The organism is Pseudomonas sp. PvP027, from assembly GCF_017833005.1.
Classification (GTDB): Bacteria; Pseudomonadota; Gammaproteobacteria; order Pseudomonadales; family Pseudomonadaceae; genus Aquipseudomonas; species Aquipseudomonas congelans.
This window is the reverse complement of record NZ_JAFIBK010000001.1, coordinates 3051030-3075412: the sequence shown is the minus strand read 5'-3', so window position 1 is coordinate 3075412 and position 24383 is coordinate 3051030. Positions and strand designations below refer to the sequence as shown.

24 protein-coding genes are annotated in these 24383 nt (G+C 60.1%); 10 read left to right on the top strand and 14 right to left on the bottom strand.

The window, feature by feature from the left end:
• Positions 1-31: 31 nt before the first annotated feature.
• From JOE33_RS12965 to JOE33_RS12945, 5 genes are all read right to left on the bottom strand, one after another.
• Entirely contained in the window at positions 32-412 is a 381-nt protein-coding gene (locus JOE33_RS12965) for a RidA family protein (protein ID WP_003367486.1), read from the bottom strand.
• A gap of 24 nt (positions 413-436) precedes the next feature.
• Positions 437-2542, bottom strand: coding sequence for a bifunctional GTP diphosphokinase/guanosine-3',5'-bis pyrophosphate 3'-pyrophosphohydrolase (spoT, locus tag JOE33_RS12960; RefSeq protein WP_003404001.1), 2106 nt, complete (start codon positions 2540-2542; stop codon positions 437-439).
• 60 nt (positions 2543-2602) lie between these two features.
• The gene (gene rpoZ, locus JOE33_RS12955) at positions 2603-2866 is read right to left on the bottom strand and encodes a DNA-directed RNA polymerase subunit omega (protein WP_003320174.1); all 264 of its coding nucleotides are present in this window, start codon (positions 2864-2866) and stop codon (positions 2603-2605) included.
• 147 nt (positions 2867-3013) lie between these two features.
• Entirely contained in the window at positions 3014-3658 is a 645-nt protein-coding gene (gene gmk / locus JOE33_RS12950) for a guanylate kinase (RefSeq protein ID WP_003344442.1), read from the bottom strand.
• 13 nt (positions 3659-3671) lie between these two features.
• Positions 3672-4535, bottom strand: coding sequence for a YicC/YloC family endoribonuclease (locus JOE33_RS12945; RefSeq protein WP_187624974.1), 864 nt, complete (start codon positions 4533-4535; stop codon positions 3672-3674).
• A gap of 312 nt (positions 4536-4847) precedes the next feature.
• Between JOE33_RS12945 and rph the strand changes: the two genes are divergently transcribed.
• Both rph and JOE33_RS12935 read left to right on the top strand, forming a co-directional pair.
• The gene (gene rph / locus JOE33_RS12940; RefSeq protein WP_003313989.1) at positions 4848-5570 is read left to right on the top strand and encodes a ribonuclease PH; all 723 of its coding nucleotides are present in this window, start codon (positions 4848-4850) and stop codon (positions 5568-5570) included.
• 18 nt (positions 5571-5588) lie between these two features.
• Positions 5589-5957, top strand: a complete 369-nt coding sequence (locus tag JOE33_RS12935) for a DUF4870 domain-containing protein (protein ID WP_010438052.1) — start codon at positions 5589-5591, stop codon at positions 5955-5957.
• Positions 5958-6026: 69 nt separating this feature from the next.
• On the opposite strand, the gene JOE33_RS12930 is transcribed toward JOE33_RS12935, so the two are convergent.
• Positions 6027-6806: an exodeoxyribonuclease III gene (locus tag JOE33_RS12930; protein WP_002551505.1), complete on the bottom strand. Its 780-nt coding sequence runs from the start codon at positions 6804-6806 to the stop codon at positions 6027-6029.
• 82 nt (positions 6807-6888) lie between these two features.
• Between JOE33_RS12930 and pyrE the strand changes: the two genes are divergently transcribed.
• Complete coding sequence (gene pyrE, locus JOE33_RS12925) at positions 6889-7530, top strand: orotate phosphoribosyltransferase (RefSeq protein ID WP_003313993.1); 642 nt, start codon at positions 6889-6891, stop codon at positions 7528-7530.
• A 10-nt stretch (positions 7531-7540) separates the two neighbouring features.
• The gene (locus JOE33_RS12920; RefSeq protein ID WP_032614420.1) at positions 7541-8173 is read left to right on the top strand and encodes a hypothetical protein; all 633 of its coding nucleotides are present in this window, start codon (positions 7541-7543) and stop codon (positions 8171-8173) included.
• 517 nt (positions 8174-8690) lie between these two features.
• Here JOE33_RS12920 and argB read toward each other — a convergent pair.
• The 4 genes from argB to coaBC are packed head-to-tail and all read right to left on the bottom strand — an operon-like array spanning position 8691 to position 13932.
• Positions 8691-9596 (bottom strand): acetylglutamate kinase, encoded by a 906-nt coding sequence (gene argB, locus JOE33_RS12915; protein ID WP_002551508.1) that lies wholly within the window; start codon positions 9594-9596, stop codon positions 8691-8693.
• Between the two features lie 28 nt (positions 9597-9624).
• The gene (locus JOE33_RS26040) at positions 9625-12210 is read right to left on the bottom strand and encodes a phosphomannomutase/phosphoglucomutase (protein ID WP_187624975.1); all 2586 of its coding nucleotides are present in this window, start codon (positions 12208-12210) and stop codon (positions 9625-9627) included.
• A 51-nt stretch (positions 12211-12261) separates the two neighbouring features.
• Positions 12262-12717 (bottom strand): dUTP diphosphatase, encoded by a 456-nt coding sequence (gene dut, locus JOE33_RS12905; protein WP_003313999.1) that lies wholly within the window; start codon positions 12715-12717, stop codon positions 12262-12264.
• 6 nt (positions 12718-12723) lie between these two features.
• The gene (coaBC, locus tag JOE33_RS12900) at positions 12724-13932 is read right to left on the bottom strand and encodes a bifunctional phosphopantothenoylcysteine decarboxylase/phosphopantothenate--cysteine ligase CoaBC (protein ID WP_003314000.1); all 1209 of its coding nucleotides are present in this window, start codon (positions 13930-13932) and stop codon (positions 12724-12726) included.
• 135 nt (positions 13933-14067) lie between these two features.
• Between coaBC and radC the strand changes: the two genes are divergently transcribed.
• A complete protein-coding gene (gene radC, locus JOE33_RS12895) occupies positions 14068-14742 on the top strand; it encodes a DNA repair protein RadC (protein ID WP_010426859.1) in 675 nt (224 codons plus the stop codon).
• A gap of 181 nt (positions 14743-14923) precedes the next feature.
• Here the strand turns inward: radC and JOE33_RS12890 are convergent, their stop codons facing one another.
• A complete protein-coding gene (locus JOE33_RS12890) occupies positions 14924-16510 on the bottom strand; it encodes an ABC transporter substrate-binding protein (protein WP_187624976.1) in 1587 nt (528 codons plus the stop codon).
• A gap of 364 nt (positions 16511-16874) precedes the next feature.
• Here JOE33_RS12890 and rpmB point away from each other — a divergent pair, with 364 nt between their 5' ends.
• Together rpmB and rpmG are read left to right on the top strand one after the other, a co-directional pair.
• Positions 16875-17108, top strand: coding sequence for a 50S ribosomal protein L28 (gene rpmB / locus JOE33_RS12885; RefSeq protein WP_002551514.1), 234 nt, complete (start codon positions 16875-16877; stop codon positions 17106-17108).
• An 11-nt stretch (positions 17109-17119) separates the two neighbouring features.
• Positions 17120-17275 carry a 50S ribosomal protein L33 gene (gene rpmG, locus JOE33_RS12880; RefSeq protein ID WP_002551515.1) on the top strand — a complete coding sequence of 52 codons (156 nt, stop codon included), beginning with the start codon at positions 17120-17122 and terminating at the stop codon, positions 17273-17275.
• Between the two features lie 81 nt (positions 17276-17356).
• Here the strand turns inward: rpmG and JOE33_RS12875 are convergent, their stop codons facing one another.
• Complete coding sequence (locus JOE33_RS12875; protein WP_054992809.1) at positions 17357-17725, bottom strand: cupin domain-containing protein; 369 nt, start codon at positions 17723-17725, stop codon at positions 17357-17359.
• 240 nt (positions 17726-17965) lie between these two features.
• Between JOE33_RS12875 and JOE33_RS12870 the strand changes: the two genes are divergently transcribed.
• Together JOE33_RS12870 and JOE33_RS12865 are read left to right on the top strand one after the other, a co-directional pair.
• Positions 17966-19459 carry an aldehyde dehydrogenase gene (locus tag JOE33_RS12870; RefSeq protein ID WP_010426856.1) on the top strand — a complete coding sequence of 498 codons (1494 nt, stop codon included), beginning with the start codon at positions 17966-17968 and terminating at the stop codon, positions 19457-19459.
• A 276-nt stretch (positions 19460-19735) separates the two neighbouring features.
• On the top strand, positions 19736-20884 hold the full coding sequence (locus tag JOE33_RS12865; protein ID WP_054992810.1) for an MFS transporter: 1149 nt from the start codon (positions 19736-19738) through the stop codon (positions 20882-20884).
• Here the strand turns inward: JOE33_RS12865 and JOE33_RS12860 are convergent.
• Both JOE33_RS12860 and JOE33_RS12855 read right to left on the bottom strand, forming a co-directional pair.
• On the bottom strand, positions 20881-22461 hold the full coding sequence (locus tag JOE33_RS12860; protein WP_074594872.1) for a phospholipase D family protein: 1581 nt from the start codon (positions 22459-22461) through the stop codon (positions 20881-20883). The two genes, JOE33_RS12865 and JOE33_RS12860, sit on opposite strands and share 4 nt — an antisense overlap.
• Positions 22462-22533: 72 nt before the next feature.
• Entirely contained in the window at positions 22534-23955 is a 1422-nt protein-coding gene (locus JOE33_RS12855) for a PLP-dependent aminotransferase family protein (RefSeq protein ID WP_054992811.1), read from the bottom strand.
• Between the two features lie 175 nt (positions 23956-24130).
• Between JOE33_RS12855 and JOE33_RS12850 the strand changes: the two genes are divergently transcribed.
• On the top strand, positions 24131-24382 hold the full coding sequence (locus JOE33_RS12850) for a DUF1127 domain-containing protein (protein ID WP_187624977.1): 252 nt from the start codon (positions 24131-24133) through the stop codon (positions 24380-24382).
• Position 24383: the final 1 nt, after the last annotated feature.

The following is a 24383-nucleotide window of genomic DNA, read 5'->3' as shown; positions in this document are numbered from 1 at the left end:
AACGGAGCGCGAGGCACGCTCCGTCGGGGATTTATTCGATGACGAGAATCGCGTCCATTTCAACCTGGGCGCCACGCGGCAGTGCCGCAACGCCGATGGCCGCACGAGCCGGATAAGGCTGAGTGAAGTAGGTGCTCATGAGCTCGTTGACCTTGGCGAAGTGGCCCAGGTCGGTCAGAAAGATGTTCAGTTTGACGATGTCCTTGAAGGATCCGCCCGCCGCTTCGGCAACCGACTTCAGGTTTTCGAAAACCTGCGTGATCTGGGCTTCGATGCCCTCGACCAGTTCCATGGTGCTCGGGTCCAGCGGGATCTGTCCGGACATGTAGACGGTATTGCCAGCTTTGATGGCCTGTGAATAAGGGCCAATGGCCGCAGGGGCTTTATCGCTGGTGATGACAGTCTTGGTCATGAGAACTCCTGATAGTGGGATGGCCTACGCGCGCATCCGGGTGATGCGTGTGACACCGGTCAGGGCGCGCAGTTTCTTGATCACACGAGCCAGGTGCACACGGTCGTGCACGCTGACCACCAGTTGGACCACGCTGATACGACCATCGCGTTCGTCCATGCTGATTTTTTCGATATTGCCGTCCGCCGCATTGACGCTGCTGGCCAGCAGCGCGATCAGGCCGCGCTGATGCTCGAGCTCGACACGCAGCTCGACGTTGAATTCGCCCGTCACGTCCTTGGCCCAGGACAGCTGGATGCATTTTTCCGGGTTGTGGCGGATTTCGCTGATGTTGCGGCAGTTGTCGAGGTGCACAACCATGCCCTTGCCTGCAGACAGGTGGCCGACAATCGGGTCGCCCGGGATTGGCGTACAGCATTTGGCGTAGCTGAGCACCAGACCTTCGGTGCCACGAATCGCCAGCGGACCTTCCGGGCTCGGCAACTGATCGCCTTCGCCCAGCAGGCGGCGGGCAACGACATAAGCCATGCGATTACCCAGGCCGATGTCTTCGAGCAGGTCTTCCAGCACTTCAACCCGGTATTCGTTGAGCACCAGTTGAATGCGTTCCTGGCCGATCTTGTCGAGGCTGCATTCAAAGCCGTTGAGGACCTTGTTCAGCAGGCGCTCGCCCAGATTGATCGACTCGGAGCGGCGTTGCAGTTTGAGCGCGTGACGAATGTGGGTGCGCGCCTTGCCGGTGACGACGAAGTTCAGCCAGGCCGGATTCGGACGTGCGCCGGGAGCGCTGACAATCTCGACGGTCGAGCCACTCTGCAGCGGTTCGGAGAGTGGTGCCAGTCGGCGGTTGATCCGGCAGGCAATGCAGCTGTTGCCGACATCGGTGTGTACTGCGTAGGCGAAATCCACCGCTGTGGAGCCTTTGGGCAGCTCCATGATTCGGCCTTTGGGCGTGAAGACGTAGACCTCGTCCGGGAACAGGTCGATCTTGACGCTTTCGATGAACTCCAGAGAGTTGCCGGCACGCTGCTGCATTTCCAGCACGCCCTTGACCCACTGTCGGGCTCGGGCGTGAGTGCCCTTGGGCTGCTCGTCATCACTGGATTTGTACAGCCAGTGTGCCGCGATGCCGTTGTTGGCCATTTCTTCCATTTCGCGGGTGCGAATCTGGATCTCGATAGGCACGCCGTGCATGCCGAACAAGGTCGTATGCAGGGACTGATAGCCGTTGGCCTTGGGGATCGCGATGTAATCCTTGAAGCGACCGGGCAGCGGCTTGTACAAATTATGTACAGCGCCGAGCACGCGATAGCAGGTGTCGACCTTGTCGACGATGATGCGGAACGCGTAGACATCCATGATTTCGTTGAAGGCGCGACGCTTGCCGCGCATCTTCTTGTAGATGCCATACAAATGCTTCTGCCGCCCACTGACGTCGCCTTCGATACCATCGACGGCCAGGCAATGACTCAGGGACTCTTCGATCTTGTTGACCAGTTCCTTGCGATTGCCCCTGGCGCGCTTGACCGCCTGGTTGATTCGCGAGGAGCGCATCGGGTACATCGCCTTGAAGCCCAGGTCTTCGAATTCGATGCGCACACTGTGCATGCCCAGCCGATTGGCGATGGGGGCATAGATTTCGAGGGTTTCCTTGGCGATGCGACGACGCTTTTCGCCGGACAGGACTTCCAGCGTTCGCATGTTGTGCAGGCGATCGGCGAGCTTGACCAGGATGACGCGAATGTCGCGCGCCATGGCCATGGCCATTTTCTGGAAGTTTTCCGCCTGGGCTTCGGCCTTGGTCTCGAAGTTCATCTGGGTCAGTTTACTGACCCCGTCGACCAGTTCCGCGACGGTCTCGCCAAACTGAGCGCTGAGCGCTTCCTTGGCAATCCCGGTGTCTTCGATGACGTCATGCAGCATCGCAGCCATCAGGCTCTGATGGTCCATGTGCATGTCGGCAAGAATATTCGCCACCGCAAGAGGATGGGTGACGTAGGCTTCACCACTGCGACGGCGTTGGCCATCGTGGGCTTGTTCGGCGTAGAAATACGCTCGGCGGACCAGATTGACCTGGTCCTTGCCGAGGTAGGCCGACAGTCTGTCGGCGAGGGCGTCTATGCTCGGCAAGGCGCTACCCCTTGCCAATGGCTTTTACCCTGCGCCGTACTACGTCGACCTGGCATAGGCTTAGACGGCCTCGTTGGACTCGTCCTCGAACGCTGCGAACAATGGTTCATCTTCAACGATTTCAGCTTCTGCGATTACAGAGTAATCCATCACGCCAGCCGCGATTTCACGCAGGGCCATAACGGTAGGCTTGTCGTTTTCCCAGGCCAGCTTTGGTTCTTTGCCGCCGGTTGCCAGTTGACGGGCACGCTTGGTAGAGAGCATGACCAGCTCAAAGCGGTTATCCACGTGTTCTAGGCAGTCTTCAACGGTTACGCGGGCCATGGGTATTCCTCGTAGCAAATGCGGATGCGCGATGCCCGGATGGGCGAGCGGACTCGGTAGTTTACAAGCGGACAGCACCAGTCATCAAGCGGCATGCCACCAACGGCATGCTTTTAACCTGTTGCCTGATGCCTGGAAACGGTTCGATCAAGCCAGCAACTCCTGAAAAAGCTCGCTGTATTGCTCTTGCTGATGCTGTTGAGTCAGGCGATTGGCGCGGAAAATCGCCTTGAGGTCTTCCAGCGCACCGGCGAAATCGTCATTGACCACGACGTACTCGTACTCGTTGTAGTGGCTCATTTCGCTGACCGCTTCACGCATCCGGGCTTCGATGATCTCGTCGCTGTCCTGGCCGCGATTGGTCAGGCGCTGGCGCAAGGCCTGCTGGGTCGGCGGCAAAATGAAGATGGAGCGGGCCTGCGGCATCTGCGCGCGGACCTGACGAGCTCCCTGCCAGTCGATTTCCAGAATCAGGTCGTGGCCTTCGTCCAGCGTCTGCTGCAGGTGGCTCTGCGACGTGCCGTACAGATTGCCGAAGACCTCGGCCTGCTCGAGAAAGTCGCCGTGCTCGATCATGCTCAGGAACGTGGCACGATCGACGAAGTTGTAGTTCACGCCGTCCACTTCGCCGGGACGCATGGCGCGCGTGGTGTGCGAAACAGAGACGCGAATCTTTGCCTGCGCGCCGTGCTGAGGCTCTTGCTGAGCGTCCATCAACGCCTTGACCAGGCTGGTCTTGCCCGCGCCGGACGGAGCGGAAATGATGTACAGGGTGCCAGTGATATGGGTCATGTCAGGTTCAGCCTTACTCAATATTCTGCACTTGCTCACGCATTTGCTCGATCAACACTTTGAGGTTGACGGCAGCCTGCGTGCTGCGTGGGTCGAAGGCCTTGGAGCCCAGTGTATTCGCTTCGCGGTTAAGCTCTTGCATCAGGAAATCAAGGCGGCGTCCTGCCTGGCCGCCAGCCTTGAGTACGCGACGCACTTCGGTGACGTGTGTGCTGAGGCGGTCCAGTTCTTCGGCGACATCGCTTTTCTGTGCCAGCAGGACCATTTCCTGTTCCAGACGCTGGGGGTCTAGTTCGGCTTTCATGTCGGCAAAGCGATCCAGCACCTTCTGACGCTGGGCTGCGAGCATCTGCGGCACCAGTGTGCGCAAGGTGGCGACTTCTTCGACGATGGAGGACAAGCGTTCGTCGAGCAGCCGGGCCAGGTCTGCGCCTTCGCGCCCACGCCCGCTTTTCAATTCGGTCAGCGCATCATTGAACAGCTTCAGGGCCTCGCTGTTCAATACCTGCGGATCGCTGGCATCGGCGACCAGCACGCCCGGCCATGCCAGCACCTCGAGCGGGTTCAATGCAGCAGGCTGTTTGATCAAGCCGGCAACCGACTCGGCTGCGGCGATCAATTGGCCTGCGCGTTCAAGATCCACCTGCAGCGGCTTGCCGGCGGTTTCCTCGACAAAGCGCAGTGTGCATTCGACCTTGCCGCGCGACAGGTCCTGCCGCAGCGCTTCGCGAATCGCGCCTTCCAGGTCGCGGAACGACTCCGGCAGGCGCAGGTGCGGCTCGAGATAGCGGTGGTTGACCGAGCGCAGTTCCCAGCTCAGTGTGCCCTGGGCACCGGCCCGCTCTACTCGGGCAAAGGCAGTCATGCTGTGCACCATGGGAAATACCTCTTGGTTCGCTTTCAAAGCGTGGTTCGGTTCATGAGCGCGCAGAAGTGGCGGTCATGGGCGTCGTGAAAGCCGGCTGGCTGCAGAGGCGCAGGATTGTAGCGCAGTGCGGCGCAGGCTCCCAATCCGACAGTGTGACAAGTGACGCAAGGCGTTGTTTTACCCGGCATCGGCGCGTCGAAAGCCTTGATCCAGGGCCTTCTGTTTGCGCTGGATCGGCATTGACGGCTTTTAGAGATGCCCAGCGGCAGCTGTGGCCTCTATAATGCCCAGCAGTTTTCCGTCTCAGTACAGGTATCCCAGATGAAACGTCCAAGTGGTCGCGCCGCCGATCAGCTCCGCTCGATCCGCATCACCCGCAACTACACCAAACACGCCGAGGGTTCTGTACTGGTCGAGTTTGGTGATACCAAGGTGATTTGCACCGTCAGCGTCGAAAACGGCGTACCACGCTTTCTCAAGGGGCAGGGCCAGGGTTGGCTGACTGCCGAATATGGCATGCTGCCACGCGCCACTGGCGAGCGTAACCAGCGCGAAGCCAGCCGCGGCAAGCAGGGTGGTCGCACACTCGAAATCCAGCGCCTGATCGGTCGTTCGCTGCGCGCTGCGCTGGACATGTCCAAGCTGGGTGACGTCACCCTGTACGTCGATTGCGATGTCATTCAGGCTGACGGTGGTACTCGTACAGCTTCTATTACCGGTGCGATGGTTGCTCTGGCAGATGCGCTGAAGGTGATCAAGAAGCGCGGCGGCCTGAAAGGCGGCGACCCGCTCAAGCAGATGATCGCGGCCGTTTCGGTCGGCATGTATCAGGGTGAGCCGGTGCTCGACCTGGACTACCTCGAAGACTCGGCTGCTGAAACCGACCTGAACGTGGTCATGACCAGTGCAGGCGGTTTCATTGAAGTTCAGGGTACCGCTGAAGGCGCGCCATTCCAGCCTGAAGAGCTGAACGCGATGCTCGCGCTTGCGCAAAAGGGTATGACCGAGTTGTTTGAATTGCAGCGTGCCGCGCTGGCCGATTGATATAAAGGAGCACTAATGATGAATGACAGTCTGCAGCCCTTGTACAAGCCCAGCAGGGAAGTCTGCCAATGGGCGATGTTCTGTCATTTGTCTGCCCTCATCGGGCTGGTATTTCCCTTCGGTAATCTGCTTGCGCCACTGATTTTCTGGCAAATGAAAAGAGAGTCGGACCCGTTTATCGACTCGCAAGGCAAGGAAGCGCTGAATTTTCAGATTACCGCTGCGATTGCAGGCCTGGTCTGCATAATGTTGATGTTCGTGGTCATCGGCATCGCTCTGTTCATGCTGGTATGCCTGGGCGCGTTCATACTCACGGTTATTGCCGGAGTGAAGGCCAACAACGGGCTGAATTATCGCTATCCGTTCACGTTGCGTTTTATTAAGTAACGCCACGCGCGAGCAACGCAAAAAGCCGACTTCGAGGTCGGCTTTTTCGTGTTCGCTGTCTGTCTGGTATCAGATAGTCAGGGTCCAGTCGTAATCCACGATCAGCGGTGCGTGCTGCGAGAAGCGCGGCTGGCGTGGCAGACGGGCACTGCGCACGAAGCGGCGCAGGCCTGGCGTCAGGATCTGATAGTCGAAGCGCCAACCCAGATTCAGCATCTCGGCCTGCTCGTTGTCCGGCCACCAGCTGTACTGGTCACCTTCACGGCTGACTTCACGCAGGGCATCGACGTAGCCCATGGTGCCGACGATCTCGTCCATCCAGGCGCGTTCGGGCGCGAGGAAGCCGGGCGACTGCTGGCTGTCGCGCCAGTTCTTGATATCGAGCTTCTGCTGCGCCACATAGAGCGATCCGCAGTAGATGTATTCGCGACGCTTGCGGCGCTGCTTGTCCATGTACTTGCCGAAATCGTCCATGAGCTTGAATTTCTGATTCAGGTCTTCATCACCATTCATCCCCGACGGAAAGAGCAGGGTAGCGATACTGACCTTGTCGAAATCTGCTTGCAGGTAGCGCCCGTAGCGGTCGGCCGTCTCGAAGCCGAGGCCGCTGATTACCGCCTTCGGCTGCAACCGCGAATACAGCGCCACACCACCCTGAGCGGGAACCTCGGCTTCGCAGGCATAGAGGAAGTAACCATCCAGCTGAAAGGCTGGATCGTCCAGTTCAAAGGTGGAGGCGCGGGTGTCCTGTAAGCAGATGACGTCGGCATTCTGAGCTTGCAGCCAGCTGAGCAAACCACGCTCGACCGCAGCCTGAATGCCATTTACGTTCACACTGATGATCCGCATAAATGGCCCCAAAAATCACGTGCGTGTATGATACCCGAGCTCTACCTAATTAGCTAAATCCGTGGTATTCGGAGCTTTTTTCATGCAGGCGTATCAACGCGATTTCATTCGTTTTGCCATCGATCGCGGTGTTCTGCGCTTCGGTGAGTTCACTCTCAAGTCCGGGCGCACCAGCCCGTACTTCTTCAATGCGGGGTTGTTCAACACCGGTTCCGCACTGGCGCAACTGGGGCGTTTCTACGCAGCAGCCGTGGTTGAAAGCGGTATTGCCTTCGACGTTCTGTTCGGTCCGGCCTACAAGGGCATTCCGCTCGCATCGGCCACTGCCGTGGCGCTGGCCGAGCATCATGACCGTGATCTGCCGTGGTGTTTCAACCGCAAGGAAGCCAAGGCGCATGGCGAGGGCGGCAGCCTGGTGGGCTCCCCGCTGGCAGGTAATGTGCTGATTATTGACGACGTGATCACTGCAGGCACTGCGATCCGTGAGGTCATGCAGATCATCAAGGACCAGAACGCGACAGCTGCCGGCGTTCTGATCGCGCTCAATCGTCAGGAGCGTGGCAATGGCGAGCTGTCGGCGATTCAGGAAGTCGAGCGTGACTTCGGGATTCCGGTGGTGAGTATCGTGTCGCTGAATCAGGTGCTCGAGTTCCTGGCCGACGATCCGCAGCTCAAGCAGCATCTGCCTGCTGTCGAAGCCTATCGCGCGCAATTCGGAATCTGAGGACGTGCCTATGGCAGTCGGCGGCAAGGCATGGGTTTCGGTTTCAGGCTCGCTGAGCGTTTTGCGGGGCTGGATTGCTGTGGTCATGCTTGCGCCCATGCTCGCTCAGGCGGCCGACGCGCCTGAGCCCAGGCTTTATCGCTATGTCGACAGCCGCGGGGTGACGGTGATCGACACGCAGGGCGTGCCGCCGGACTATGTTGGCAAAGGCTACGAAGTGCTCAACAGTCGTGGCAGGGTGGTTCAGGTTGTACCACCTGCGCCTACGGCTGAGCAGATTCGTCAGTCCGAGGCAGACAAGCGCCAGGCCGCCGCCGATGCACAGTTGCTGAGCCTGTACAGCAGTGTCGCGGAGGTGGACCGCATGAAGGCCCGCAAGCTTGGCGAACTGGATGCGCTGGTTGGCGTTGCCCAGGGTAACATTCAGGGGCTGGCGGCCCAGCAGCGCAGTCTGCAAGGCCAGGCCGCCGATCTTGAGCGGGCAGGGCGTCCTGTTCAGCAGGCACTTGTCGAGCAACTGAACGACTTGCGCGATCAGCAGCAGAAACTGCAAGCCGATATCGCCGGGTACCAGGCCGCACGCGTAAAGGCCGAAGCAGACTTCGCCGTCGATCGCGCACGCGTCCAGCGGCTGACTCAATGACCGGACGCAGAGCGTCCAGAAGTGCGTGCCCACGCGGAGCATGGGCCCGATAGCGTTCTCCCGGGTACGTTACGCTCGCGATCCCCCGGACACCTATCGTTCCTCACGCTCCAGCGTAGGAATGCATTTCGTGACGCTCCGCGTCACAAATCTGCGCCGCGCCACACGTTCAGGATAGGACGCAGAGCATCCAGAACGGCATACCCACGCGGAGCATGGGCACGATAGCGTTCTCCCAGGCACGTTACGCTCCGTGATCCCTCGGATACCTATCGTTCCTCACGCTCCAGCGTGGGAATGCATTTCGTGACGCTCCGCGTCACAAATCTGCGCCGCGCTACACATTCAGGATAGGACGCAGAGCGTCCAGAAGTGCGTGTCCACGCGGAGCATGGGCACGATAGTTAAGCGCTCGTTCCGCGCGCTCGATGTGGGTACGGATAGCGTTCTCAGTCATCAGCCAACGAAAAGGCCCCGTGAGTGTCAGCTCACGGGGCCTTTGGGTGTTACGCCTGAATCAGTGCCGCTTGCGGTTGGTGATCTGGGTGCCGACACCGCTATCGGTGAAGATCTCCAGCAGGACCGCGTTGGGCACTCGACCGTCGATGATGTGCGAGCTGTTGACCCCGCCCTGAACCGCTTCCAGCGCGCAACGGATCTTCGGCAGCATGCCACCGTAGATGGTGCCGTCGGCGATCAGGCCGTCGACCTGCTCGGTGGTCAGGCCGGTCAGGACTTCGCCCTGCTTGTTCATCAGGCCGGCGATGTTGGTCAGCAGAATCAGCTTCTCGGCCTTGAGGGCTTCGGCAACCTTGCCTGCGACCAGGTCGGCGTTGATGTTGTAGGACTCGCCGTCAGGGCCCACACCGATAGGCGCGATGACCGGAATGAAATCCCCTTTGACCAGCATGTTGAGCAGTCCGGTGTTGACCCCGACCACCTCACCGACCTGACCGATGTCGATGATTTCGGGCTTGGTCATTTCCGGCGTCTGGCGCGTGACGGTGAGCTTCTTCGCACGAATCAGCTCAGCGTCCTTGCCGGTCAGGCCGATCGCGCTGCCGCCATGACGGTTGATCAGGTTGACGATGTCCTTGTTGACCTGGCCGCCCAGTACCATCTCCACGACATCCATGGTTTGCGCGTCGGTAACGCGCATGCCGTCGATGAAGTGGCTCTCGATGGACAGGCGCTTGAGCAGATCACCGATCTGCGGCCCGCCGCCGTGAACCACCACCGGGTTGATGCCCACTGCTTTCATCAACACGATGTCGCGCGCAAAGCCGGTTTTCAGCTCTTCGCTCTCCATGGCGTTGCCGCCGTACTTGATAACCAGCGTCTTGCCGACAAAGCGGCGAATGTAAGGCAGCGCTTCGGAAAGGACCTTGGCTACATTAGAGGCGGCATCGCGTTCGAGGGTCATTCAGGGCTCCAGTCAAAAGGAAAAACAATCAAAATGGCAGGTCGAGGTCCGGCGCAACTTTCTTGAGTTCTGCGTGGAACACGTCCTTGATACGCTGCAACTCGGCCTCGGTTTCGGCTTCGAAGCGCAGCACCAGTACCGGCGTGGTATTGGAAGCGCGAACCAGACCCCATCCCTTCGGATAGTCCACACGGACACCGTCGATGGTGGTCAGTTTGGCGTCGCCCCACTGCGCATCCGTTTCAAGGGCCTTGATGATGCTGAACTTGGTGACATCCGTCACCTTGATGTTGATTTCAGGCGTCGAAATATCGTTCGGGAAGGTCTCGAACAGGTCTTCGGCGTTGGCCGACTCCTGGCTGAGGATCTCCAGCAGACGTGCTGCGCTGTAGATACCGTCGTCGAAACCGAACCAGCGTTCCTTGAAGAAGATGTGGCCGCTCATTTCGCCTGCCAGCAGCGCACCGCTTTTCTTCATTTCTTTCTTGATCAGCGAGTGACCGGTTTTCCACATCACCGGACGACCGCCATGTTCGCTGATCAGCGGAGTCAGGCGGCGTGTGCATTTGACGTCGAAAATGATGTCTGCACCGGGATTGCGCTTGAGCACGTCCAGCGCGAACAGCATCAACAGGCGGTCCGGGTACACCACATTGCCTGCGTTGGTCACGACACCGACACGGTCGCCGTCACCGTCGAAGGCCAGACCCAGGTCGGCGCCGGTTTCCTTGACCTTGGCGATCAGGTCCTGCAGGTTTTCCAGCTTGCCCGGATCCGGGTGGTGGTTGGGGAAGTTGCCGTCCACTTCCGCGAACAGGGAAATCACTTCGCAGCCCAGCGCTTCGATCAGTTGCGGGGCGATCACGCCTGCCGCGCCATTGCCGCAGTCGACCACGACCTTCAGTTTGCGCGCCATGACGATGTCGTTCTTGATCTGCTGGAAGTAGCGATCAAGGATGTCGACCTTGGTGATGCTGCCTTTCTGCGACGTCAGGTTGTTGGTCTTGATGCGCTCGTGCAGCGCCTGGATCTGCTCGTTGGCGAGGGTATCGCCCGCGATGACGATCTTGAAGCCGTTGTAGTCCTTGGGGTTGTGGCTGCCGGTGAGCATGACACCGGTCTTGCCTGCCAGCACGTTGGCCGCGTAATACAGCGCAGGCGTTGGCACCAGGCCCACATCGCTGACATGACAGCCACTATCGTGCAGACCTTGAATCAGTTGCTGTACCAGTTCAGGACCGGAGAGGCGACCGTCGCGGCCAACGCTGACGTTGGGTTCGTTCTGCGCCAGGCTTTCGGAGCCAATGGCGCGGCCGATCCAGTAAGCCGTTTCAGCGTTGAGGGTGTCCCCGACCACGCCACGAATGTCGTAGGCGCGAAAAATAGTCTCGGGAAGGTTGGGTGCCACGGATGCTGGGCTGTTCATAGAGAGGTTATGCTCCGATCTCAGGAAGTCCTGGTTTTCGTCGAGAAGGTCGATATCAAGGATATCGGTATCTTGAAACAGCGGATCGGTCCAGTCGGTGCGTGATGCGGCCACGGTGGACGAAGCACTGCCTTTGGCAATATCTGCATCGCGCTGCTCGCCCGCAGCCAGGACAGACGCTGCCTGAGGCTGACTACGAAGCGAGACACGAGCAAGGGCCTGAGCCAGACCACTAAGTGCCGGGAGGCTCAAACCGAAGGGTTTGACGGCTTTTCCACGCGAGAGTTCTTGGAGCAGCTGATCCAGTTGCCGCGCGTCGGCGCAAATATGCTTCTGCAGGGCCCGTTCATTACGGTGCAAGCCAAGCAGCACGCCCGCTGCAGCGATAATCAGTGCCAGCAGCAGAAGCATCATGGACGGCGAGGTTTTCAGCCCGGGACCAGGCGTGAACTCGAGTTTCCAGCCCGGATAACCGGTATCGAAGGCCTGGGGCTTGCCTTCATCGGCCTGACCGCGCTGCAGGAAAACCTGAGCGGGTCCGCTGCCGAACTGCTGGCTGAGCACCACTTGCCCGGCATCGGCAGGCAGCGCCGGCAAGGCGTTGAGCAAGCGCTGCAGGTCAAAGGCCAGCAGCAACGTCCCCACCACCGGCTGAGTGGCAGCGGCACGCACAGGCGCGGCGCTGTAGATCAGCCAGCGCTCGCCTACCTTGCGCGCCTCCGGGGCGACGGCCTCACCTTGTGCGGCCTTGTTGAGCATGTCCAGGGTGGCGAAACTGACGGGCAGTGCGCCTTGCGTATCCACATCGGCCAGCCCCTTGGGGTAAAGCCGAGCGCCGGCGAGGCCGTCCCACTGGGTGAATCGATCCTGAGCGGCCGGCAGGGCAGAGGCATCGTTGCTCTGCAGCGTCTGGACAAGTGCTGCACCGGAGGCTGCCGACTGGGTGTCGGCGTTGATCTGACGCAGCGCCAGACCCACCGCTGCCGCCTGACTGCCGCCCCAGGCCTGAACAAGCTGATCCTGTTGCCGGGGGGCGGTGACCAGAGCAGTCCAGACCAGCGCCGCAGCGATGATCAGGCCGATGGCGGCAGGCACCAGGCCAGGGGCAAGGCCTTTGAGGCTCGCAGCCGGAGGCGAGTTATCGGTGGGTACGGCGTGCTGTAAAGCGCTGTGTTGATTACCTTTCACCGACCTCTCCCTGAGCCTTGCCCCGAACCCGGATTATGTGCCGAATGGCGATCAATGGCTGCCGGAATGACCGAAGCCGCCAGCGCCACGCTGACTTTCGTCGAACGTTTCAACCAGCTCGAAATGCGCCTGTACGACCGGCACCAGTACCAGTTGGGCGATGCGCTCGCCGACTGCGATGTTGAAAGCAGTCTGGCCGCGATTCCAGCAGGAGACCATCAGTTCACCCTGGTAATCGGAGTCGATCAAGCCCACCAGATTGCCCAGCACGATGCCGTGTTTGTGACCCAGACCGGAGCGCGGCAGGATCAGTGCGGCAAGGCCCGGATCGCCAATGTAAATCGACAGGCCGGTAGGGATCAGCAGGGTCTGGCCGGGCTCGAGGAGCGTGTCCTCCTTGAGCATGGCGCGCAGGTCCAGGCCAGCCGAGCCGACAGTGGCGTAGGCCGGCAGCGGGAATTCGTTGCCAATGCGAGGGTCGAGGATCTTGGCTTGTAGAGCGTGCATTCGTAGTTAAACCTGATTCATGCGGTCGGCGATAAAAGTGACCAGCTGGCGAGCGATCTTGGCCTTGCTGGTCTGGGCGAAAAGCGTTGCGTGCAACGCCCGGTCAATCACGCTGCAGGCGTTTTCCTCACTGTTGAAGCCGATGCTCGGGTTAGCGACATCGTTGGCGACAATCAGGTCGAGGTTCTTGTCCTTGAGCTTGCGGGCAGCGTAGTCGAGCAGGTGTTCGGTCTCGGCGGCAAAGCCGACACTGAAGGGGCGATCCGGGCGGGTTGCGATGGTCGCCAGAATATCCGGATTGCGCACCATCTGCAGCAGCAAGCCGTCACCGTTCGAAGGATCTTTCTTCAATTTGTGCGGGGCAACGACTTCCGGGCGGTAGTCGGCCACTGCGGCAGAGGCGATGAACAGGTCGCAGGGGATGGCTGCCTCGCACGCCGCCAACATGTCCCGGGCGCTGACCACGTCGATGCGCGAGACGCGATCAGGCGTAGGCAGGTTGACCGGCCCGGTGATCAGTGTGACGCGGGCGCCGGCCTCTACAGCCGCTTCGGCCAAAGCAAAGCCCATTTTTCCGGAGCTGTGGTTGGTGATGTAGCGCACCGGGTCGATGTTTTCCTGGGTCGGGCCTGCGGTGATCAGCACATGCTTGCCGGTCAGGGTCAGGCGCTGGAAGCAATCGGCCGCGCACTGGGCCAGGTCGTCGGCCTCCAGCATGCGTCCGAAGCCTACATCACCACACGCCTGACTGCCGGACGCCGGCCCGAACACGCGAAAGTCGCGTTCTTCGAGCAGGCGGGTATTGGCCTGCACCGAGGCGTCACGCCACATCGCCTGGTTCATCGCCGGGGCAATGGCGACAGTCGCGTCTGTAGCCAGCACGATGGTGGTCAGCAGGTCGTTGGCGATACCTTGCGCCAGGCGCGCGATGAGGTCGGCGGTGGCCGGTGCGATGAGGATCAGATCGGCCCACTTGGCCAGTTCGATATGGCCCATCGCGGCCTCGGCGGCCGGGTCGAGAAGGTCCAGGTGCACAGGGTGCCCCGACAGGGCCTGCATGGTCAGAGGGGTGATGAACTCTGCTCCGCCCCGGGTCATGACCACACGCACTTCAGCGCCCTGATCGCGCAGGCGGCGGACCAGTTCAGCGCTCTTGTAGGCCGCGATGCCGCCGCCGACGCCAAGAACGATGCGTTTTCGATACAGCCGCTGCATAGACCTGCCTTTTTGGTCGAGTGAACACACGACGGCCATGACGCCTCCCCAGGCCAGATCGTCGTGCAAAAAAGATGGGCTAAGATAGCACAGCGACCGCACCGGAACAGCGGTGCCCAATCACATGGAGGTGCTATGAGTATTCGCAGTTGGCCCGCGGCTGAACGCCCCCGGGAACGCTTGTTGGAGTTGGGGGCGGCGAGCCTTTCCGACGCCGAGTTGCTGGCTATCTTTTTACGCACCGGCGTGGCCGGAAAAAGCGCTGTAGACCTTGCGCGTCATCTGTTGAATCAATTTGACGGGCTCAGACCGTTACTGGATGCGGATCTGACAGTATTCACCTCGCAGCTGGGGCTCGGGCCCGCCAAGTTCGCTCAGTTGCAGGCGGTCATGGAAATGGCGCGTCGGCACATGGCCGAGTCCTTGCGTCGGGAATCAGCGCTGGAAAACCCGACCCAGGTTCGCAGCTATCTCAAGGCCCTGCTGCGGCATGAGCCGCACGAAGTTTTCGGCTGCCTGTTTCTCGATAACAAACACCGGGTCATGACCTTCGAGATCTTGTTTCGCGGGACGATCAACGCGTCCTACGTGCACCCGCGTCAGGTGGTGAAACGAGCGATGGCGCACAACGCTGCCAGCCTGATCCTCTGCCACAACCATCCTTCCGGTATCACCACGCCCAGCCGTTCCGACATCGACCTGACCAAGCGCCTCAAGGAGGCACTGATGCTGGTGGATGTTCATGTGCTTGACCACGTGATCGTGGGAGACGGCGAGCCACTTTCGATGGTGGAGCGCGGCTTGATGTAGGGAGTTTTGCGAAGAGCTGACGCAGAGCGATGGGCACGATAGGGCGGCGCTCGGATTATCGTTCCCACGCTCTGCGTGGTAATGCCGGTCTGGACGCTCTGCGTCCGGTCTTCAGGTGAGCCGTGCCAATGCAGGGCATTGGCGCGACGTCATACAGAAAGGTCGAGGTCAGTCTGGCGACTTACTTGACCTGCACCTTGTAGAAATCCTGCCTGCCGAACGGGCTGACCTGGTAACCGGTGACGTCCTTGCGCACCAGGGCTGCAGCCGTCGGGTGGGCGAGGGGGAGCCACAGTGCCTGCTGCTGAATTTGCTGCTGGGCCTGGTGATACAGCTTGCTGCGCTTGGCCTGGTCACTGACTGATTTACCGTCTGCGATCAGCTTGTCCAGTGTCTTGTCGCAATAGCGGGCGAAGTTGGTGCCCGATTGCACAGCTGCACACGAGAACTGCGGGGTCAGGAAGTTATCCGGGTCGCCATTGTCGCCCGCCCAGCCCATGAACAGCAGGTCATGCTCGCCAGCCTTGGCGCGGCGAATCAGCTCACCCCATTCAATGATCTTGATCTCGGCATTGATGCCGATCTGTTTCAAGTCAGCCTGCAGCAATTGAGCGCCCAGGCTCGGGTTCGGGTTCAGCAGGCTCCCGGAAGGTCGCGTCCAGATGGTGGTCTTTAAGCCCTCTTTCACACCGGCCTTGGCCAGCAGCGCCTTGGCCTTGGCAACATCGTGCTGATAGCCAGGCAGATCCTTGGCGTAGCTCCAGGTGTTGGGCGGGTAAGGACCATTGGCCTTTTCAGCGGTGCCTTCGAACACGGCTTTCAGGTAATTGTCCTTGTCGAACGCCAGGTTGATGGCCTGGCGAACTTCCGGCTTGTCGAACGGCGGGTGCTGGCTGTTGATCGCGACAAACGCGGTCATGAACGCTTCAGTCTTCTCGACCTTGAGCGAGTCGTCCTTGCTGGCTGCCTGAATATCCAAGGGTTTGGGCGAGAGCGCTATCTGGCATTCGTCCTGACGGATTTTCTGCAGGCGCACATTGGCGTCCGGAGTGATGGCATACACCAGTGTGTCGATGTCGGATTTGCCGGCGAAGTAATCGTCGAACGCCTCATAGCGCACCGCGGCATCTTTCTGGAAGCGCTTGAACACGAACGGCCCGGTGCCGATCGGCTGGCTGTTGAGTTTTTCCGGCGTGCCCGCCTTCAATAGCTGCGCGGTATATTCGGCTGAATAGATCGAGGCGAAACCCATGCTCAGCGTGGCCAGGAAGGTCGAGTCCGCGTGGTTGAGCGTGAAGCGCACGGTGTGTGCATCAGGCGCTTCGATGCTCTTTATCAAGGCGGGCAACTGCATGGACTGCGCATGCGGGAAACCGCTCTGGGCGATCTTGTGCCACGGGTTCTGCGGGTCGAGCATGCGCTGGAAGCTGAACAGCACGTCATCCGCGCTCAGCTCGCGCGTCGGCTTGAAATAGTCGGTGGTGTGAAATTTCACTCCGGGGCGCAGCTTGAAGTTGTAAGTCAGTCCGTCTTCGGAGACAGTCCAGCTTTCCGCCAGGCTCGGCATCAGCTTGCCGCTCTTGGCATCGAAGTCCACAAGGCGGTTCATCAGCACGTCGGCCGATGCGTTGGTGGTGGTCAGCGAGTTGTACTGTACAACGTCGAAGCCCTCGGGGCTGGCTTCGGTGCAGACCACAAGGTTCGATGCCTGGGCAGCGACGGGAAGCAGGAGTGGAACGAGCAAAAAAGGGAGTGCAGCTAGGCGCATGGCGTTATTTCCTGTTCAGAAAGGGCCCCATCTGCCGGCGCAGTCTGGTGAGGGACTAACCCTAGACCATGTACTGGCGCAGAACAATCGTCACGGCGCGACGAGCGGTCGATTTGCCTGTGCCCCCGCTGTGCTTGAGCATACCGCTGCGCGAGGCGCGATCATTCGGGGCAAAGTGCTTTGCCTGTTGTTGTGCCAAAGGCTTTCTGGTATAAAGCAGCGCTCTTTTCTAGGGGCCCGGTTCCTTCACTGTAGGTGTAGCCGGTAAGACCCTTAAAGAAACGCGGCGCCTGGCGCCAAATGACTGAGAGATTAAGCGGCCAACCCATGCCGGGTTGGGCATGTGGTTTTAGAGGGCTGAGGCATGTCGAGAGTATGTCAAGTTACCGGTAAGGGTCCGGTGACTGGGAATAACATTTCCCACGCAAACAACAAAACCCGTCGTCGTTTCCTGCCAAACCTGCAGCATCACCGCTTCTGGGTTGAAGGCGAGAAGCGTTTTGTTCGTCTGCGCGTATCTGCTAAAGGCATGCGTATCATCGACAAGCGTGGCATTGAAGTTGTGCTCGCTGAACTGCGTCGCGACGGCAAAATTTAAGGGAGAAAATCATGCGTGAATTGATCCGTTTGGTGTCGAGCGCTGGTACAGGCCATTTCTACACCACCGACAAGAACAAACGTACTACCCCGGATAAAATCGAAATCAAAAAATTCGATCCGGTTGTACGCAAGCACGTGATCTACAAAGAAGGCAAAATCAAGTAATTGATTCTGTCGGCTACAAAAAAACCCGCCTTGGCGGGTTTTTTTGTGCCTGCGTCCCTGGCGTAGCTGCCAGGGCGTTACTTATTTATCTGCAGCCGCTTCGAACACCACATAAATCTTGCGGCATGTTTCCAGCACCTCCCAGGTGCCCTTGAAGCCTGCCGGAATCACGAATCGGTCGCCTGCGCGCAGGGTTTTCGCGTTGCCCTGCTCGTCGCGCAGGACTGAGACACCCTGCACAATCTCGCAATACTCATGCTCTGAATAATTCACCTGCCACTGCCCAGGCTCGCCATTCCAGACGCCCGCACTCATCTGTCCGCAGGGGCTGTTGTAGTGGTTGTAGAGGGTTTGTGCCGGGTCGCCCTTGAAGATCTTTTCCGGTGCAGGGCGATAGTGCTCCGCAGCGGTGCTGGCTTCACTGAAGTCGACGATGCTTTCGATGCTCATGATGGGCCCCCTTGTCCTGAATGCGTTGAAGGTTTGACGTGCGTGCAGTGCGTTAGTGCCTTGGCGCGCGTGCGAGGCTGTTTAATAAAATCAACATAAAGGCACCGTAGCGGCTATTTATGTCAAATATATTGGTTTTGTCGGGCCGCTGGTTTAGGGTAACGGCCGTCCTGAAAAATTTCATATTGTGTCTTTAATCAACCATGACACACCCACATTCAACAAGAGGAGGACATGCAAATGACCACCCTGACTCGTGCTGACTGGGAGCAACGCGCCCGGAATTTGAAGATCGAAGGCCGTGCCTTCATTCAAGGCGAATACACCGCAGCCTCCTCCGGCGAGACGTTTGACTGCATCAGCCCGGTCGATGGCCGGATGCTTGCCAAGGTTGCCAGCTGCGACACCGCTGACGCGCAACGCGCGGTCGACAGTGCACGCAGTGCCTTCAACTCCGGTGCCTGGTCGCGACTGGCTCCGGCCAAACGCAAGGAAACGATGATCCGTTTCGCCGAGCTGCTCAAGCACAATGCCGAAGAGCTTGCGCTGCTTGAGACTCTGGACATGGGCAAGCCGATTGGCGACTCGTTCGGTGTCGACATCCCCGGGGCCGCCAGAGCCCTGAGCTGGAGCGGCGAGGCCATCGACAAGCTGTATGACGAAGTCGCGGCAACGCCTCATGACCAACTGGGCCTGGTGACACGCGAGCCAGTAGGTGTCGTGGCCGCCATCGTACCGTGGAATTTTCCGCTGATGATGGCCTGCTGGAAACTGGGCCCTGCGCTGTCCACCGGCAACTCGGTCATCCTCAAGCCATCGGAAAAATCTCCGCTGACGGCCATTCGCATTGCACAACTGGCCATTGAGGCCGGCATTCCTGCGGGCGTGCTCAATGTGCTGCCTGGCTATGGCCACACCGTCGGCAAGGCGCTTGCCCTGCATATGGACGTGGACACCGTGGTGTTCACCGGCTCGACCAAAATCGCCAAGCAACTGATGATCTACGCGGGCGAATCGAACATGAAGCGCGTCTGGCTGGAAGCCGGCGGCAAGAGCCCGAACATCGTCTTTGCCGACGCGCCTGATTTGCAGGCCGCCGCCAGCGCAGCCGCCAGCGCGATTGCCTTCAACCAGGGCGAAGTCTGCACCGCCGGTTCGCGCCTGCTGGTCGAGCGCTCGATCAAGGATCGCTTCCTGCCGATGGTGATCGAGGCACTCAGCGCCTGGAAGCCCGGTAACCCGCTGGACCCTGCGACCACCGTGGGTGCGCTGGTCGATACCCAGCAGATGAACACCGTGTTGTCCTATATCGAAGCGGGCCACACCGACGGCGCCAAGCTGGTTGCGGGTGGCAAGCGCATCCTGCAGGAGACTGGCGGCACCTACGTGGAACCGACCATTTTTGATGGTGTGAATAACGCGATGAAAATCGCTCAGGAAGAAATCTTCGGCCCGGTGCTTTCGGTACTGACGTTCGACAGCGCCGAAGAGGCGATCCAGATCGCCAACGACACGCAGTATGGTCTGGCTGCTGCCGTATGGACCGCGAACATCTCCAAGGCACACCTGACCGCCAAGGCTTTGCGCGCAGGCAGCGTATGGGTCAACCAGTACGACGGCGGCGACATGACCGCACCGTTCGGCGGCTTCAAACAGTCGGGCAACGGTCGTGACAAGTCGCTGCATGCGTTCGATAAATACACCGAGCTGAAGTCGACCTGGATCAAGCTGTAGTCATTTGCGTGTTGCTCCCAGGCTCTGCCCCCGGAGCATTGGCACGATGGGGTATCAAGATCATCGCTCCCACGCTCTGCGTGGGAGTGTAGTTCTGGACGCTCCGCGTCCTGGCTTGCATGTGCGCAACGGCACGAATCTGTGACGCTGAGCGTCACGGGATGCATGCCAACGCGGAGCATTGGCACGATGGTCATCTCAAGATTGATCATCGCTCCACACAGGATTTGTACAAGGCGATGAGCGCGTAGCGCAGCGCCGGGCAGGAGCGTGGAAATGCGTTGGGGTACTTATTTTGCTGTGCTGGCGTCTGTGCTGGGCGTCGGTCTGGCAATGGGCGTCAGCATGCCGCTGGTTTCATTGCGGCTGGCGGGCTGGGGCTACGGCTCGTTTGCCATTGGCATCATGGCGGCGATGCCTGCGGTGGGCGTGCTGCTCGGCGCGGCGCTTGCCAGTCGCCTGGCGGCGCGCTTTGGTACAGCTAATCTGATGCGCCTGTGCCTGTGGGCCGGGGCAGTTTCAGTCGGCGCGCTGGCGCTGCTGCCGTATTACTGGATATGGCTGGTCCTGCGCCTGACCCTCGGGGTGATTCTGACCATCGTCTTCGTGCTGGGTGAAAGCTGGATCAATCAGTTGGTCATCGAGCGCTTGCGCGGGCGTCTGGTGGCGCTGTATGGCAGCACCTACGCATTGAGCCAACTCGCGGGTCCGCTGCTGCTGGGCGTGATCGGCACCCAGGCCGACTATGGTTTCTGGATTGGCGTAGTGCTGCTGGTCGGCTCACCGTTTCTGCTGCTGGGGCGTACCGGCGCGCCGTCGACCGAATCTTGCAACGTGACGTTTGCCGATCTGTCCGGCTTCTGTCGCGGCATGCCTGCCATCGCCTGGGCGGTCGCCCTGTTTGCCGCGTTCGAAGCGCTGATCCTCACCCTGTTGCCGCTGTACTGCATACGCCACGGCTTCACTCCTGAAATCGCTCTGCTCATGGTCAGCGTGGTGGTGGTCGGTGATGCGCTGCTGCAACTGCCGATCGGCATGCTCGCCGACCGCATTTCACGTCGTGCGATGTTTACCGGCTGCGCCGCTTTGCTGCTGGCGTCCAGCCTGCTGGTGCCGCTGCTGATCGACACCATTCTGATCTGGCCGCTGTGGACCGTCTTCGGGGCCAGTGCCGGCGGGCTGTTCACCCTGTCGCTGATTCTGATCGGCGAACGCTATCGCGATGATTCACTGGTCCGCGCCAACGCGCATGTTGCTCAACTGTGGGGCATCGGCTGCCTGCTCGGCCCTTTGATAGCCGGCGCGGGCAGCCAGTGGGTCAGCGGTGAAGCCCTGCCGCTGATGATGGCTGCAGGTGCGCTTGGCCTGTTGATACTGATCCGGCGACGCGGCGCGTTCGGGGATGCGCAGGCTGCGCCCGCTTAAAGCATTCTTTCCAGGCCGATGGCGCGGCTCATCCACGCATTGAAACGCCGCCACCAGTCGCCCGGTTCGGTATGCAGAGTGTGGATCTGGCCGTTGTCTTCGGTTACCCACACCACTTTGCCGTCCTCCAGCCGCGCTTCGTAGGTGAGCGACGGGGCCATGCCCTGCAAGGTCAGTTCGCGCAGTTGTTCGGCCAGTTGCGGACTGTCGACCAGTACGCCCACTTCGGTATTCCACAGCACAGAGCGCGGGTCGAAGTTGAATGAGCCGACAAAGACTTTCTGTCGATCAAAGATCATCGCCTTGCTGTGCAGGCTTGATTCGGAACTGGCCAGAGAATGGCTTTTCTTGAACAGGTGCGGACCGCCGCCGCGCATCGTCTCGGTATCGCCAGGCTGTCGGCGCAGCTCGAACAGTTTCACGCCATGCTCCAGCAGCGCCTTGCGGTACGGCGCATAGCCGCCATGCACGGCAGGCACGTCGGTGGCTTCCAGGGAGTTGGTCAGCAGACTGACGTTGACGCCGGCATCGGCACGACCGGTCAGGTACAGCAAGCCTTCCTGGCCCGGTACAAAGTAGGCCGAGATCAGCATCAGTTCCTTGCGAGTGTTCAGCAGTTCAGGCGCCAGTTGCGTGGTCAGCAGCAGGTGCGGATCAGGCTCGCCCTGCGCCAGTACCTTGGTGGGTGCGTCCCACAGCGCCTGGTTGTACGCCCAGACCAGCTCGTTGAGCCAGGTCTTCATGCGCGGCTGAGTCTTGTAGGCCATCAGTCGCTCATACAGCGCCTTGTGCTGCTGGTGCGCCTGCTCCAGCGAGTCGTCCAGCTTGCGCCGGGCCTCGGCCAGATCCTCGCCGTCGGGCAGGAAATACATGAACTCATCGATAGGCTTGCTGAGCGTGCTGTTCCAGTACTGGTCGAAGCTGTGGCCGAGCTGCTCGGCCACCGGCCCCACGCTGAGCATGTCGATATCGGTGAAGTTCAGGTTCGGCTCGGCATCGAAGTATTCATCGCCCAGGTTGCGCCCGCCGACGATGGCCACGCTGCTGTCGGCCAGCCATAGCTTGTTGTGCATGCGCCGGTGCTGGCGCGACAGGTTCATCAAGCGCCCGAGGCTGCGGGTGATGCCGGTTTCGCGCCCCAGGTTTTGCGGATTGAACAGGCGAATCTGAATGTTCGGGTGAGCGGCGAGGGTAGCGATGGCCTGATCCAGGCCATCGCTGGTGGTGTCGTCCAGCAGGATGCGCACACGAACGCCACGGTCTGCCGCCTTGAGCAGTTCGTCGATCAGCGCGCGTGTGCTCAGGCCGTCGTGGACGATGTAATACTGCAGATCAAGGCTGCTCTTGGCGTTGCGGATCAGTTCGGCACGAGCCTTGAAGGCGTCACTGCTGTCCGGCAGCAGGCGAAAGCCAGAACGCCCTTCGTGCGGCATGGCCATGGCCTGGATCGAGCGGCCGAACGCAGAGCCTGAAGACGGCATGGCCTGGCTTGGCTCGCTGGCGACCTGTTGATGCGCGCAACCGCTGACGCACAACGCCACCAGCAAGCAAAAGGGCAAGGCCCATGAATTATTCAAATTGATCTTCCGCGTCTGGACATGGCTCGACTTGGCGATATGACCCGCAAAACCGGGAAAGATTTGCCCGCATCAGTCAGTTTGCGCATTCAGCAGTGCAATTGTCTCGCCCACGATACGCACGGCGCTCTCGATTTCGCGGCTGGATTTGGTCGCGAAGTTCATGCGCATGCAGTTACGGTACTTGCCCGAGGCCGAAAAGATACTGCCCACGGCGATCTGTACACCCTTGCCCAGCAGGGCGCGGTTCAGGCGCAGGGTGTCGAAGCCTTCGGACAGTTCCACCCACAGCATGAAACCGCCTTGCGGCCGGCTGGCGCGGGTGCCCTCGGGAAAATAGCGCATCACCCAGTCGATCATCTGGTCGCGACTGCGCTGGTATTGGGTACGCATGCGCCGCACATGAGGCTCGTAATGGCCGCCTTCGATGAAATCGGCGATGGCTAATTGAGGTTGCGGGGCGGTCGAGCCGGTGCCGATGTATTTCATGTGCAGCACCTGCTCCAGATAACGGCCCGGCGCTACCCAGCCGATTCGCAGCCCCGGTGCCAGTGTCTTGGAAAACGAACTGCACAACAGCACGCGACCGTCCTCGTCGAAGGATTTGATGGTGCGCGGGCGAGGGTAGTTGTAGGCCAGGTCGCCATACACATCATCCTCGATGATCGCCACGTCGAAGCGCTGCGCCAGGGTCAGCAGTGCCCGCTTGCGCGCTTCGGGCATGACGTAGCCCAGTGGGTTGTTGCAGTTGGGTGTCAGTTGAATGACCTTGATCGGCCATTGCTCCAGCGCCAGTTCCAGCGCTTCGAGGCTGATGCCGGTCAATGGGTCGGTGGGGATTTCCATGGCTTTCATGCCCACGCCCTTGAGGGTCTGCATGGCGCCGAAGAAGCTTGGCGAGTCCACCGCCACGATGTCCCCCGGCGAGCAGATGGCCCGGACACTGGCTGACAGGGCTTCATGACAGCCATTGGTGATGATCAGGTCATTGGCGGTCAGGTTGCAGCCCGAGTCGAGCATCAGCCTGGCAATCTGTTCGCGCAGCCTGCGCACGCCATAGATGTTGTCGTAATACAGCCCCGGCATGTCCTGATGACGACTCAACTGACTCAGCGCGCGCATCAACGGTTTCAGGGTCGGGCTGGTGACATCGGGCATGCCGCGCCCCAGCTGCGTGACGGCTTCAAGGGGTGCCACGCGAATCAGGTCCAGCACCTGATCCCATTGAGAGATATCCACAGGCCGCTGCACCGGCCTGCCTACCGCTGGCAGCGCAGGTGCTTTTCGGCTGACCGAGACGAAATAGCCGGACTTGGGTTTCGGCGCGGCCAGGCCATTGTCTTCCAGCACCCGATACGCCTGCTGCACGGTACTCAGGCTGACGCCATGTTCGACGCTCAACGCGCGTACCGAGGGCAGGCGGTCGCCGGGACGATAGAAGCCGTTTTCGATTCGCGAGCCGAGCAGTTCGGCGAGGTTGACGTAGAGCGTCATGGCGTACTCTCAGGAATTTTAGTGCGTCAAAGCAATACAGATTGGCCGGAAATATAGCATTCAGTAGTGTTTTTGAATCATCTGTATGGAAAATATAAAAGACTTTTGAATCTGTATTGGTTTTGCCGTTCGCTTCATCATGAATCCACACCCACCCAGGATGAGGGGACAGGACATGAACGGGTTCAGCGATGTACGCGTTGCGCTTCACAGCCAGGAATTGAATGAGTATCGGCCCGCGACGCTTAGAACCGTCCGCTCGAACAAGACCGATCTGTTGGCAGGCATGGGTCGCTGGGCACTGTATCGCCATCGCTGGGCGTCGCGCCGTACCTTGCTGACACTGACTGACGATCAGCTGCGCGACATCGGCCTGGATTTCCGCCAGGCGCGGGTCGAGGCCATGAAGCCGTTCTGGCGGCCTTGAG